Annotated in this window: 12 protein-coding genes and 1 pseudogene; 7 read left to right on the top strand and 6 right to left on the bottom strand. The window is 34.7% G+C overall.

Annotated elements, in window-relative coordinates; translation table 11 throughout:
* Window positions 1-33: 33 nt before the first annotated feature.
* The 3 genes from C7J90_RS01310 to C7J90_RS01300 all read right to left on the bottom strand — a co-directional run bounded on the left by C7J90_RS01310 (window position 34) and on the right by C7J90_RS01300 (window position 2,511).
* On the bottom strand, window positions 34-480 hold the full coding sequence (locus tag C7J90_RS01310; RefSeq protein WP_103207409.1) for a YaiI/YqxD family protein: 447 nt from the start codon (window positions 478-480) through the stop codon (window positions 34-36).
* On the bottom strand, window positions 480-1,478 hold the full coding sequence (locus C7J90_RS01305) for a hypothetical protein (protein WP_103207411.1): 999 nt from the start codon (window positions 1,476-1,478) through the stop codon (window positions 480-482). Before C7J90_RS01305 ends, C7J90_RS01310 begins: the two co-directional genes overlap by 1 nt.
* A 178-nt stretch (window positions 1,479-1,656) precedes the next feature.
* Window positions 1,657-2,511, bottom strand: a complete 855-nt coding sequence (locus C7J90_RS01300; RefSeq protein WP_103207412.1) for an undecaprenyl-diphosphate phosphatase — start codon at window positions 2,509-2,511, stop codon at window positions 1,657-1,659.
* A 216-nt stretch (window positions 2,512-2,727) separates the two neighbouring features.
* Here C7J90_RS01300 and C7J90_RS01295 point away from each other — a divergent pair, with 216 nt between their 5' ends.
* Together C7J90_RS01295 and cydC are read left to right on the top strand one after the other, a co-directional pair.
* On the top strand, window positions 2,728-4,347 hold the full coding sequence (locus tag C7J90_RS01295; RefSeq protein ID WP_103207414.1) for an ABC transporter ATP-binding protein/permease: 1,620 nt from the start codon (window positions 2,728-2,730) through the stop codon (window positions 4,345-4,347).
* Between the two features lie 23 nt (window positions 4,348-4,370).
* The gene (gene cydC, locus C7J90_RS01290; RefSeq protein ID WP_103207415.1) at window positions 4,371-6,053 is read left to right on the top strand and encodes a thiol reductant ABC exporter subunit CydC; all 1,683 of its coding nucleotides are present in this window, start codon (window positions 4,371-4,373) and stop codon (window positions 6,051-6,053) included.
* A gap of 265 nt (window positions 6,054-6,318) precedes the next feature.
* On the opposite strand, the gene mgrA is transcribed toward cydC, so the two are convergent.
* Entirely contained in the window at window positions 6,319-6,756 is a 438-nt protein-coding gene (gene mgrA / locus C7J90_RS01285) for a global transcriptional regulator MgrA (protein WP_103207417.1), read from the bottom strand.
* Window positions 6,757-6,978: 222 nt separating this feature from the next.
* On the opposite strand from mgrA, the gene C7J90_RS01280 reads away from it, so the two are divergent.
* The 4 genes from C7J90_RS01280 to mdh all read left to right on the top strand — a co-directional run bounded on the left by C7J90_RS01280 (window position 6,979) and on the right by mdh (window position 10,230).
* Complete coding sequence (locus C7J90_RS01280; protein WP_103207418.1) at window positions 6,979-7,908, top strand: CobW family GTP-binding protein; 930 nt, start codon at window positions 6,979-6,981, stop codon at window positions 7,906-7,908.
* 27 nt (window positions 7,909-7,935) lie between these two features.
* Complete coding sequence (locus C7J90_RS01275; protein ID WP_103207420.1) at window positions 7,936-8,844, top strand: aldo/keto reductase; 909 nt, start codon at window positions 7,936-7,938, stop codon at window positions 8,842-8,844.
* A 60-nt stretch (window positions 8,845-8,904) separates the two neighbouring features.
* Window positions 8,905-9,186: a hypothetical protein gene (locus tag C7J90_RS01270; RefSeq protein WP_103207422.1), complete on the top strand. Its 282-nt coding sequence runs from the start codon at window positions 8,905-8,907 to the stop codon at window positions 9,184-9,186.
* Between the two features lie 93 nt (window positions 9,187-9,279).
* Complete coding sequence (gene mdh, locus C7J90_RS01265; protein WP_103207424.1) at window positions 9,280-10,230, top strand: malate dehydrogenase; 951 nt, start codon at window positions 9,280-9,282, stop codon at window positions 10,228-10,230.
* Between the two features lie 73 nt (window positions 10,231-10,303).
* On the opposite strand, the gene C7J90_RS01260 is transcribed toward mdh, so the two are convergent.
* A complete protein-coding gene (locus C7J90_RS01260) occupies window positions 10,304-11,020 on the bottom strand; it encodes a CPBP family intramembrane glutamic endopeptidase (protein WP_103207425.1) in 717 nt (238 codons plus the stop codon).
* Window positions 11,021-11,418: 398 nt separating this feature from the next.
* A pseudogene (locus C7J90_RS01250) lies at window positions 11,419-12,037 on the bottom strand (DUF1361 domain-containing protein).
* Window positions 12,038-12,241: 204 nt separating this feature from the next.
* On the opposite strand from C7J90_RS01250, the gene norA reads away from it, so the two are divergent.
* The gene (norA, locus tag C7J90_RS01245; protein ID WP_103209631.1) at window positions 12,242-13,399 is read left to right on the top strand and encodes a multidrug efflux MFS transporter NorA; all 1,158 of its coding nucleotides are present in this window, start codon (window positions 12,242-12,244) and stop codon (window positions 13,397-13,399) included.
* Window positions 13,400-13,407: the final 8 nt, after the last annotated feature.

Below are 13,407 nucleotides of genomic sequence, written 5' to 3'. Positions count from 1 at the left end.
TAACATATCATCTATATATTGATACGTTAATGATTAATTTGCGTGGATTAATTTTAGAAATTGAGCTTCAAAATGACGTCGTTGTGAGTCATCAAATGCTTTTGGACCTTTACCATAACGCTTAGTTTTCCGGCGTTTTTGTTGGTTGTGGTAGCGTTGGGCTAATAATTGCTCGATATTGTCTTGAGTATATCGTCGCCCATTGTGATGCATGACATATTGAGCTCGATTTAAAATTAAACTGGCTAAACCATAGTCCTGTGTAATGACTATGTCTTGTGAGGTTACATATTGAATAAGGGTAAAGTCGACAGCATCGCGTCCACCATCGATATATTTCGTACGTACATGATCAGGATATATATGAAGTGAATAGTGATCGTAACTTCGGAAAAGATAAACTAAAATGCCCGTCCCTGAAGTCAATCTTACGACCGATTCAATGACAGGACAGGCATCTCCATCGATAAGAATACGCATTAGCGCTCTTGCTTTTTGACAGAGTTTTTAGATGTACGATTCAACGCTTCATCCTGATCTGTGTGCTGAGTTTCTGCTATATGTTGTGCCATATTTTGGTAATGTGTTTCAAATAATGAAGCATGATCAAGACCATCATCAGAAGTAGTGTGCTGATGATTGGATAGCTTTGATGTTGGCTGATTTGTTTTAGGTGAATGACTATACGGCTTTTCGCCGGATTGTGCTTCGATAGTCTTCAGTTCTGATAATGTTTTGATGCGGTGTGCACCTTCTTGAGTAGTGTGGTGATTTGAATCAAGAGTGCTATGATGACTGGATTTAGTATCGTGTTTATGGCTATTCTCCATATCTTTTTTGAGTTGCTTTTGGCGATCTTGAGCTGCTTTCTCTTCTGCTTTATGACGTTTTTTTATTGATTTTTGAAGTTTTTTATTCATTTTTTGAACTTCTTTTTTATTCTGTTTTTCAAGTTTTTCGCCAAGAATTTCTGTTTGTTGATCGAGCGAATGTGGGGTATAGCCGACTTTGCGTTCATATTTTTGCATTTTCTCCATATTTTTCTGAAGTTGCTTATGACGCTTATCAATGTCTTTTTGTTCCTCTTTATGGCGCTTGTCAATCGATTTTTGAAGTTTTTTATTCATTTTGCTGATTTCATTACGGTTTTCTTTTTGCAATTTTTGACCACGTTTGCGTACGTTTTCAGGGCGAAGTTCACGTTGACGGTCGGCTTCTTGTTTCATTGCTTTATTGTAATCGTGACGTCGTTTTCGCATCATCATGGTTTCTTTGATTTCGCTTGAGTTTGTCACAACTTTATCTTTAACATGAGATGTGAATGCACTAGTTTTATGAGCAACTGTTTTTGAAGTACGTATTGTGGCGTTTTTGACGTTTTGAACATCTGGATGCGCTTTAGCTTTTTGACGTTCTAATATTAAAGGGACTAAAAAAATAGGTATGACGTTAATTATAGTTTTGATTGTTTTATTCATAAACGTTGCCTCCAATTGTTGAGATACTTTAAATATTCTACCCATTTTGTAATGTCATCAAACGACTGGTGATTTTTGAATCTACATTTTTAGTAGAATGGCTATAAAAAAGAACTGATACATGTGATAAAGTGCATCAGTTCAAAAAATGGTCTAGTGATGACATACGTTATTGAAGTTATTTAATAATACCGTAATAAACAACGGCAATGACAACAACAAGAACGATACGATAAATCGCAAATGGTAATAATTTGACGTTTTGGATTAATTTTAAAAATGTTTTGATTGAGATAAAGCCAACGATAAATGCAGCGATAAAACCAAAAATGTAAAATAGAATATGAGATGGTTCAATATAATTGAAGTGTTTCACAATTGATAAGACACTTGCACCTAACATGACAGGAACTGCCATCATAAATGTAAAGTCAGAGGCAGATTTGTGATCTAATTTCATTAAAACCCCTGTTGAAATAGTCGAACCAGAACGAGAAAAACCTGGCCACATCGCAATCGCTTGAGACAAACCGATAACGAAAGCTTGGAAATATGTGATGTTATCAACTTTAATAGGTTTACGTACACTGCGACTGAATTTGTCAGCTATAATCATATAAACAGCACCTAAAAATAAGCCGATTAAGACAGTAGGGACACTGAATAAATATTTTTCGATTAAATCATCAAATAAAAAGCCCAATATCGCAGCAGGAAGCATCCCAACTAAAATATGTGTTAACTTCAAGCGACGAGGTTTAGAACGGAATCCCTCTTGTTTCTCAGGTGCATATTGTCCAATATGTAACATTTCAAAGTACTTGTGTCGAAACACCCAAGCAGCGGCAAACACAGACCCTAATTGTATGACAACTTTAAATGTAAAAGCGGACTCAGGCCCCAAAAACGATTTGGATTTTAGCCACATATCATCAACTAGAATCATGTGACCTGTTGATGAGACAGGAGCAAATTCTGTTAACCCTTCCACAATCCCTAATATAAGGGCTTTAATCAATTCAAAAAATAGCATAAAATTAACCTCTTTATATTTAAATTTTCAATTACAATATAGCATATCATAGCACAATTCCCCAAAAACTGTCTTAAAATAAATCATAATTTCGGTCAAAAGTCTGACAAAATTACATGCTTTTCTAGTGCTTATAGAGGTACATTTGAGTGAAACACTATCCTATAACATGTACAATAATGGTTATGACTACTTATAAAGAGGTGATATAACAAAATGAAACATCTTTATAAATGGATGGGTCAATTTTATATTTACCCAATATTTATGGCGGTAATATGTATCGCTCTAGCGTTATCAGTAATCACTCAAAATATTATGATTGGCACGATACTCGATCGCTTATTATTTGATCAACATTCAGATTGGATGGGGCTTATTTTAATCTTGTGTGTTGCGTTGTTGATGCGTGCAACATTTACATTTTTAAATGATTTGATGGGTGAAAGACTTAGTCATCGTGTTCGTACAAAAATAAGACATCTTTTATTAACACAAAAAAATAAGGAGCATGTGGCAGCAAGACTTACTACAGCGACACATACATTGTCTGAGATGCTTCCATTTTATAGGGTCTATTTACCACAAGTTTTTAAATCGATGATGATACCTTTAGCAATTATTGTAACGATGTGGTTTGTACATATTCAAACTGCATTAATTATGATGATTACAGCACCTTTTATTCCAATTTTTTATATTATATTTGGTCTTAAAACGCGTGATGATGCGAGAGATCAGATGACATTTTTAAATCAATTTAGTCAGCGTTTTTTAAATTTAACAAAAGGTTTAGTGACGCTCAAAATATTCAATCGTACACATGAAGCTGTAGAAACAGTACATCGTGAAAGTACGACATTTCGAGATAAAACGATGATTATTCTGAAGAGTGCCTTTTTATCGAGTTTGATGCTAGAGTTTATTAGTATGCTGGGTATTGGGATTGTCGCTTTGGAGGTCGGATTAAGCTTAATTGTTTTTAAATCAATTAATTTTAAGGTGGCTGCTATCGCTGTCATTATGGCGCCTGAATTTTACAATGCCATTAAAGATTTAGGACAAGCTTTTCATACGGGCAAAGAAAGTGAAGGCGCAAGTCAAGTTATTGATGAAGCTTTACAGTTGCCACGATATGACATTCAACGCCCAATGACTCAGACGAATCAACCGTCTTTGATACGTGTTAACGATGTTCGTTATAGTTATTCTGAAAGCCGTGATTGGCAACTTCAAGATATTCATTTAGATATTTATGAAGGTGATCATATCGCTTTAGTAGGACCAAGTGGTGCAGGGAAGTCAACACTAGTACAGTTAATCCTTGGAGAACTCACACCAAACTCAGGGACTGTCACCTATAGTACAGCGCATTTACGGACTGGCTATTTATCACAACATCCTTATATATTTAATGCGACAATAGCTGAAAATATAACAATGTTTCATGACATAGATGAGACTATTATTTATAAAGCTTTAGAAGAAGTACGGCTAATGCATTTGATTGACCAATTAAAAAACGGCATTGATACGTATATAGGAGAAGGTGGGGAAGCTTTATCAGGTGGTGAAATGAGACGACTTGAACTGGCTCGCCTACTGATTATGAATCCAGATTTTCTTGTATTAGATGAGCCTTTTACTGGTTTGGATATGGAAACTGAAATGGTGATTCAAGATACATTAACAACGCATTTTATAGACACGACACGATTAACGGTTGCGCATCGTCAACAAACAATTCAAAATGCCACCCGTCGAATCTATTTAAAAGAAGGCCGTATTGATGCTGACGATACAAAGATTAGCGTCGATTTAAGGCCAGAGTCATAGTGGAGGAAGGGAGGATTGTAATCATGAACGAAAAGAGCAATGAAAGAAAAATCAATGTCAAATGGGATAGAGATCTTTTGATAGCTATTGTGATAGGTGTTTTGAGTGGGATGGTTGTCTTAGGGATGTTCTTTTTAAGTGGCTATATGATTACTCAAAGTGCTTTAGGTGCGCCTTTATACGCTTTAATGGGACTCATTGTGACGGTTAAACTATTTGGGTTTTTAAGGGCGATAACACGTTATTTTGAACGTTTATATTCTCATCGGGCTACTTTTACAATGTTGAGAGATGTACGTGTCACTATGTATCAAGCACTCAGTCCAATTGTGCCGGATGTGTTTCGACATTTCAGAGCAAGTGATTTATTAGGCCGTATGGTGACAAGTGTGGAAACACTACAAAATATTTATTTGCGAGTGTATTATCCGCCTGTTGTAATTAGTATTATCTCACTGATGTCGATGATTGTTTTTTACTATATCAGTTGGGGACACAGTCTGATTATTGGTGTTACAATGTTACTGACATTGCTTATCATGCCGAAACTTGTTGCATATCAAGCACGATTGGTTAAGCAGGAAGTCAATCGCCAACAGCAACACCTTATGAGTCATTATTATAATCAAGTTCAAGGACAACATGACTTGCGTCGCTTTAATAGTGTAGCGCTTTTTCAGCAGCGTGTAGAAAAAGCCGAACAGCAATTGAATCAAGCAGAACACCGAGAGCGAAATTTTCATATCCTTTATAATTATATACTGAATTTAGTATCTATGATTGCACTTTTGATGAGCATTATTTTAGGTGTTTATCAAATTAAACATCAAGTTCTAGATCCGATATATATGACAAGTATCATCTTAATGGTTTTAACGTTATTAGAACAATTGGTCGCGATGTCACAAGTTCCATACTATAAGGGAGAAACAGATTTAGCGCAAAAACAAATTGAGGAAATTACGAAATATCGTCATAATAGGGGCGGTCAAACGTATTATCAAATGAGTCATATAACAATAGGTGACCCTTTGTTTACGCTAAAAGACGTTGCCTTATATTATACTTACCGTGAGCGACCAATTCTTAAAAATATAGACTTAACGATTAAAAAAGGTGAACATGTTGCACTTGTAGGAAGCTCAGGGTCTGGTAAGTCGACGCTATTACATGTTTTGATGGGCTTATATAACGTATCTGAAGGTACAATATACGCTGGTGAAAAGGAAGTTGATGAAATAGATGAAAGACATTATCTTCAACAAATGAATATCTTACTTCAAGATCCACACTACTTTGATGGAACAATTAAAGATAATTTGTTAACTGAAGTTGACGACGATACATGTCGGTGGGCATTAGATCAAGTCGGACTTTCTCATATTGGGTTGAATCGTCTTATCACGATGGACAAAACAGCATTATCAGGGGGAGAGTTTCAACGTCTAGCGATTGCACGGCTCCTCATTCGAAAAGCATCCGTTTGGTTAGTAGATGAACCAACGAATAGTCTTGATCACACACGTACACAAATGATAATAAACCTTTTGCATGAACGTGCTGAGACACTGGTTGTCGCAACGCATGACATTGAATATATAGATCGTTTTGATCGTATTATTGAGATAAAGGAAGGTCGTATCGTTCAAGACGTCACACCGTCAGAATTAAAAAAAAGAAAGAATGGTAAGATGGATATTAAATAGAGGGAGATGACCTTAAGTGCGATGAAACTGGGACAAAGTATTTATACTTTAAAACGCGTATTGATATGAAAGAGGGTTATTGAAAGCGTATTCGTAACTTAAGAATAAAAAAATCTTTTATTTATCATTTGAATGTTGCTCATGCCCTAAATAACTTTGTCCCAACTTCATTTTGAATCAATTAACACTGCCCTGTTAATGGAAATCTATAGTAAAGCTAATAGCATGCACTTCATTGATAAATGCTATTGAAATGCTTTAAGAATTACTTCGATTCACTAAAAGCAGTAATGATTTTTTCAAGTAAACGATTTAATTCTTTGATTTCATCAGGAGTTAACGATGATGCTTCTGCCACTTCTTGTGATGCATTGCTAAGTTTAGGTTGCATCTCTTTACTTTTATCCGTTAAGTGAACAAAAACTTCACGTTGGTCAATTTCAGAACGTTCCCTTTTGATTAGATTCATTTGTTCCATACGCTTTAGCAATGGCGAAACAGTACCAGTATCTAGTGCCAAATCCGTAACTACTTTTTTGACGTTAACGGGTGACTCATCCCATAATATTTCTAAAACAAGAAACTGAGGATACGTTAAGTTATACTTTTTGAAGATAGCATTTGAGTAATAACGGTTAACTTGACGTTGTGCGTTATATAAACTAAAGCATACTTGTTCTTTTAAGTTTAAATGGTCAGACATATTAGTTCTCCTCCAAACATTTGATCCGTATTTCTCTTTATCACGGATGGGGAATCCGTCCATAATTGAGTTGATTTAAGTCGCTCCCTCTTAAATCTATGCTATTTTAAAATTATAGCATGCAGTAATTTTAGAAGATTATGCAAAGTTAATCAAGCTAAAAGTCAGATTTACACATACATTATAACAAATTTGTAGATTATTTATGAAAGGTACAATAAAATGTTCAAAAAACAAATCGAAATTATTCTTATTAATGGGTTTTTAGGAAGCGGAAAAACCACATTCCTAAAACATTATATGACGTCATTATTAAAAAAAGATGAGAAAGTTGCCCTAATTGTAAATGAATTTGGAGATTTTGATGTAGATAGCCATATTTTAGACCAATATGATATCCAATTATCAATGACTCAAGGCTGTATATGTTGTGATTTACAACAAGACCTTGTTGCTCAAATTCATCAACTTGTTCAGCAAAATGTTGATCGAATCGTAATCGAAGCGACTGGAATTGCAAATCCAATCGATATTATAATGGCATGCCAAGATAATTCATTGGAAGGGATAGTACGTTATCCGGAAGCGATTTGTATTGTTGATAGTTTAAGATTTTTATCAAGACATACTCTAACGACACAAACAGAACAACTCATGGAAGACCAGATACGTGCAAGCCAACGTATTATGATTAATAAAGTGGATCAACTCGTAGACGATGCACAATGTCAAAAGGTCATTGAAGAAGTAAGAAAAATTTCACCAAACTGTGCTATTTCGCTCACACAATTTGGTGAAATACAACAATCAATTGATAATGGGGAGATGGGGCAGTTACAGAAAGTGACGTCGGATCATAGACATCATGCTCACGCTCAATATCAGTGTTTGAAGTATGCATTTGAGAATCCGATCAATCAAGATGAATTTGTGAAATTTATATTAAATTTACCAGACAATATCTTAAGACTTAAAGGCTTTGTGACATTTAGAAATATGCCAAATGAGACCATTTTAGTACAATTTGCGAACCAAGTACCTTTATTTGATACAGTTGGACAGACGGATAAGCCTCGCACAATTGTGATTATTGGTGAACATCTTGATACCGCTAAGTTAAGAAATCAACTAGATATGTTACAATTTAGCTAAAGATTGAATATAAAGGGGTGTATAGCTATGGAACGTATTCAAATTAACCAACATGTTGAATATTCTAGAATCATTCAAGGTTTTTTCCATGCAGAACAATGGAAAATGGCGAGCCAAGAAATGAATCGTTTTTTGAATCAACTGGTTGAAAATGGTGTTACAACGATGGATCATGCGGATATTTATGGTCATTACACTGTAGAAGGTATGTTTGGTGATGCATTAAAACATTCGCCTCATTTACGAGAAGAGATAGAAATTGTGACAAAGTGTGGGATTGTACAGCCTAATACGATTTTTAAAGATCAATCAAGCCACCGATATGATGTAAGTAAAAGTCACATAAAGCGCTCAGTTGAACGTTCGTTGAAACAATTGAATGTGGATTATATTGATAGTTTGCTCATACATAGACCGTCCCCACTCATGCAACCTTGTCAAATTACGGATGCGTTAAAAGATTTGGTTGAAGAAGGTAAAATTTTATCATTCGGGGTCTCTAATTTTCAGCGTTCACAGTATGAGTTATTAAATAACTGCCTCAAAGATGATAAGTTCCATATTGCGGTGAATCAAATTGAAATGTCACCTTATCATCTCGATGCATTCCAAAACGGATTGCTAGACGATATGTATAAAGAAAATGTGAAGATTATGGCGTGGGGACCTTTTGCAGGAGGAAAATTATTTGACAGCCAAGATAAGAAGTCAAAACGAGTTATGCCTGTGCTTAAAAGGATTGCTGAGGCACATAGTACATCGGTAGGTGCTATTATCAGTGCATGGTTCAAAAGACATCCTGCTCAAATAATGCCAATCTTAGGAACCAGTCAAATTGAACGTGTTGAACAAGCTATTGAAGGACTTGATATTGATTTGCATGATCAAGAGTGGTTTGATATTTATACAGCAGCACAAGGTTATGATATTCCGTAAATCACACTCGTAATAATCATATAGATCAATCATGCCAGTATATCAAAAGGAGAAATTTTAATGAATGACACTGAGAGATTAAAAAGAAGTCGGTTTGAGCGTAATTTAATAGCAATACCGTATATCATATTCGGCATCATTATTGCACTGGTTTTCATTTTTTCACCGATCCCAGTTGTGCTTGTTACCTTTTTTGCTATTTTTACAGTATACAATGTCATTGCAATGTTTATTGCCTTTTTATTTAAATATGGACGTACGACTTTGTATTTATTAGTAATGACATTATGCATGTCTTTAGCAGTTGCTTTTTTACTATATATGATGTTTAAAATGCCATAATAAAGACTAGGGAAACGCTTTCATTTTGAAGGCGTTTTCTTTACGTTTTAATGTTATAATAGAATTGATTAAATGATAGGGGGATTGAAACATATGAAACGTAAAAAGGTATCCATTATAGGTTCTGGGCATACGGGTGCAACGTTAGCATTTATTACGGCGATGAGAGGGATAGCTGATGTCGTTTTAGTAGATAGAGACAAAAATGAAAATGCTATGAAAGGTAAGGCGTTAGATATCTTACAAAGTAGTGCTATTTTAGGTTTTAAGACAGATGTTAAGGCGACGGTTGACTATAGTGACACATCTAATTCAGACATAGTTGTTATTACAGCAGGAGTACCGCGCCAACCTGGAATGAGTCGTGATGATTTAGTGCAAACGAATGAGCAAGTAATGAAAGAGGTAACAGAAAAGATTGTTCAATATTCGCCGCATTGTACGATTATCGTATTAACTAATCCAGTTGATGCTATGACATATGCAGTATATCGTGCATCAGGATTTCCGAGTCATCGTGTCATAGGACAATCAGGGGTCCTCGATACAGCGAGATTTAGAACTTTTGTTGCAAAAGATTTAAACATTGCAGTCACTGATGTAACAGCCATCGTCTTAGGAGGTCACGGTGATACAATGGTACCTCTAGTGAGACATAGTTATGTCAATGGAGTCCCGCTTCATGAGCTCATGTCGCAAGATAATATTGATCAGATTGTCAGCCGTACACGAAAAGGTGGTGCTGAAATTGTTCAACTACTTGGAGATGGCTCAGCTTATTATGCTCCGTCAGCAGCCATTTATGAAATGATTGAAGCTATATTAATGGATCAGAAGCGATTGATACCGACAATTGCTTATTGTGATGGGGAGTATGGATTAAACGGTCTATACATTGGCGTACCAACCATACTAGGCGCAAAAGGTGTAGAACGTATTATTGAATTAGAATTAAGCGCGTCAGAACAAAAACAATTCCAAGATTCAGCAAAAGCAGTGGAAAAAGTAAGAGCAACATTAAAAGGTGAATCAAAAGAAAGATAATAACTTAAATGAAGAGTAAGATGCAAAATTGTCGATTCAAAAGAGACGTTTTACGATCATACTCTTCATTTATTTAGCTATAGGATTGCACAACAAGGGCAATAAACGCTACCGTATTAACAAGCATATGTGAAGCAATTGAAACTGCAATGTTACGACCACTTTTGATATAAATCACCACAAACATTGTTGCCATTAATAAGTATGGTATAGCTTCAAATGGGGAAACTGCTAGAATGAGATGCATGCCAGCAAAAAAGATGATTGAAACAACTCCCATGACAATAAACCCTAATTTCTTACCTAATTCTCCGATGATAATATGTCTAAATAATAACTCTTCCATAATAGGTGTGAGAATAGCAATGTTAATGAAAACAACAGGCAAAATTTTAGGATCTTCAAATAAGATTTTGATTGCCTCTTGATTACCAGTGTTAGTGAATTGCCATTGTTCAGGTAAAAAGTTCATTAACGCTGTAGTGATTGCATTAGCAACCATATAAAGTATGTAAGCTAAAATAATCAGCTTAAAAGATCCTTTTAAATATCTTAAATGAACTTTGATCTGTTCACGTAGTTGATGTCTATGAGACCATGCCAAGTATGAAATCACAGCAAGTGCGGTCATAATCCCCATCATATTTAGAATGAGTGGACTCGAAAGACTTTGGCTAGAGGGTCTAAAGAGATGAAAAATGAATGGAATCAAAAAAACACTAACTATAACGTAAACTAAAAATGCCCATAAATCTCGCCAAGCGACCTTATCTGAATGAAAACGTTGCATAGTTGACCTCCTTTAAGTCAATAAACTTAATTTTTTAATACTGTATATTGTACAAGTATACTTTTAATTGTGTTAAGAACAAAGTATGATGTCGTATTTTATAACAAAAAATAATAGGTCTATGATAATTTAAAAAACAAATAGCATTAAATACAAGCCAACAAACTGAAAAAGTGTCAATATATACATGTATTTCAAAAGTATTTTTGTTTTGAAAGGGACTTTCCAATTTGGATAATAACGTTCGTAATAAAAGATTTGAATGAGAAACAATCCTATTCCAAAAGGTAAAAGAATTAACAACAAACACCACATTAAAGGCCAATCAATTTGATAAAGTAAAAAGCTTATACAAAGTTGTAATGCCATTATCATGCATATAAAAATGAATAGCGTATTCATGATTTCATACGTACTCCTTTCGCACATAATAAAAGAAAGGCTTGTAAAAGTGTTATCATCAAAATAAATAAGATAGCCTCTGCATGAATCGATTTTAAAGTAGACCATATTATTGAAAAGGGATTATTAATGATATGCACACTGTGAAAACGTAGAAAACGTCCGACATAGATGCCTAGACCATTTAAAAACAGAATCATAGTAACGATACTGATACGTGTCCTTTTTGAAAAGGGGAGTTGGTTTAATTCATTGATTGTTAGAACATAACAAAGCATTGCAAACATTACGGCAAGTAATAGGTATCGTAAAGTGAATCCATTCTGTTAAAACAAGCCCTGATAAAAAGGCGAAATTAAATTGATTTAAATGAATTAAATCGGTGAGCATGTAAAACGTATTCGGCAACATTAAAGTAAAAATACAAAGATAAATGATAAAGAGCGGCCATTCGAACCAACGTCGTGGCACAAAGAGTCTTAATAAAAAAGCGAGCTCTAATGGAATATAGGCAAGTGTCATATTTAACAATGTGAACTTGAAATAATTAGGTAAAATAAAAATAGTAGTTAATAGTATAATATACATGAGACGAACGATATGTCGTGCTCTCACGATTAACACCTCCTCAAGCGATGAGGCTTTTAGCATACAATGATAATTTATAAGTTTCAAATATTTTCATAGTTTGAAGTTAATCTATGTACCATATTCTATTTTATAGTTGTTTTTACATTTTTGAGTTGTGAACTTTATTAAATGTTTGAGATGTTATATAATGTTCTAATATTTTAATGTCTAATAGAGGAGGATGATTGTGTGAACAAACAATTTATTGTTTTATATTTAAACATCTTTTTAGTGTTCCTCGGTATTGGACTTGTCATTCCGGTATTGCCAGTCTATTTGAAAGATTTAGGATTAACGGGAACAGATTTGGGTGTGTTAGTCGCAGCATTTGCACTTGCACAAATGATTATTTCCCCATTTGGAGGTACACTTGCAGATAAACTTGGTAAGAAGTTAATTATTTGTATAGGACTGATTTTATTTAGTGTGTCGGAGTTTTTATTTGCTATAGCAGATACTTTTAATTTGCTTATCATTTCTCGTGTATTAGGCGGGATGAGTGCGGGAATGGTTATGCCTGGTGTAACGGGTTTGATTGCTGATTTATCGCCTGCAAAAGATAAAGCACGAAACTTTGGCTATATGTCTGCCATTATTTCAGCTGGCTTTATATTAGGTCCTGGTGCAGGAGGTTTTCTAGGCGAAATTTCACATCGTCTGCCCTTTTTATTTGCAGGGATTTTAGGGCTTTTAGCTTTTATTGGGACAGTTGCTTTTGTGCATAAATCAAAGCGTGAAACAACACAAGGGTTTCCACAATTTGATAGTCATCATCTTGAAAAGCTGAACATTAAAATGTTTATTACACCTGCCATATTAACGCTAATCTTAGCATTTGGATTATCTGCTTTTGAGACTTTATTTCCATTATATACTGCAGATAAAATGAATTTTCAACCTGCTGATATTTCAATTGCAATTACAGGAGGAGGTATAGTGGGGGCCATCTTTCAAATCTTCTTATTTGATAAGTTAATTCAATTTATGAGTGAGCTCACTTTCATTGTATATGCGCTTATTTATTCAGCGGTCATTTTACTTTTATTGATTTATGCACATGCGTATTGGCATGTCATGCTGATTTGTTTTATTGTTTTTATTGGGTTTGATTTAATAAGACCAGCGTTGACCAATTACTTTTCAAATATTGCGGGTCATAGACAAGGCTTTGCAGGAGGACTTAATTCAACTTTTACGAGTATGGGTAATTTTATTGGACCGCTCATTGCAGGCGGTTTATATGATGTGAATATTGAATATCCTTTAATGATGTCTATTCTATTTATGTTATTAGGTTGTGGTGTCATTTGGATAGAAAAAGGATTGAATCGAAATAAAACGACATAGACTAGACG

Origin of the sequence: Staphylococcus felis (assembly GCF_003012915.1) — a bacterium.
GTDB classification, from domain to species: domain Bacteria; phylum Bacillota; class Bacilli; order Staphylococcales; family Staphylococcaceae; genus Staphylococcus; species Staphylococcus felis.
This window is presented reverse-complemented; position numbering and strand designations above follow the sequence as displayed.